1 protein-coding gene is annotated in these 692 nt (G+C 35.8%); it reads left to right on the top strand.

Going from position 1 to position 692, the window contains the following annotated elements:
* On the top strand, nt 1–692 hold a 692-nt coding region (locus tag C6988_RS11005; protein ID WP_255464493.1), incomplete at both ends, for a chemotaxis protein CheA.

Genomic DNA, 692 nt, shown 5'->3' with positions numbered 1-692 from the left:
GTCAAAATGTCTGACTTGGATTCACTTGTAAATCTAGTTGGGGAATTAGTAATTTCTAAAATGCGTTTAGAAAAGATGGTAGGAACTGATAGCTCTGAGGAATCTAGACAATTAATCATGGAAATGGATAGACTAGTCACAGATCTTCAGTATCAATCCATGAAGATTCGTCTGGTTCCAATTGATCAAGTGTTTAGTAGATTCACTAGATTAATTCGAGACACATCCAAAAGCCTTGGAAAAGAAGTTAATCTTGAGATGGATGGCGCAGGAATTGAGCTTGATAGAACTGTATTAGATGCAATTACAGATCCATTATTACACATTTTACGAAACTGTGTTGATCATGGTCTTGAAACTCCACAAGAAAGAACTGCAGCAGGAAAATCCCCAATGGGAAACATACACATCAGTGCATATCGAGTTGGAGATCAAATTGCAATTAAAATTGAAGATAATGGTCGTGGAATAAATCTTGATAGAATAAAATCAAAAGCAGTTGAAAAAGGAATAATTTCTGCTGATGATGCAAAAAGAATGAGTAAACAAGAGGCAATTGATCTTTTGGGAACACCTGGATTATCTACTGCAAAAGAAGTGACTGATATTTCAGGACGTGGAGTAGGAATGGATGTTGTTATAAGACAAGTAGAAGAAGTAGGTGGCTCTGTAAAAATTTCAACAGAAGAAGG

This window comes from Nitrosopumilus sp. b1, assembly GCF_014078545.1.
Taxonomy (GTDB): domain Archaea; phylum Thermoproteota; class Nitrososphaeria; order Nitrososphaerales; family Nitrosopumilaceae; genus PXYB01.
The sequence above is the reverse complement of the archived record's forward strand: the minus strand, read 5'-3'. Positions and strand labels throughout refer to the sequence as shown.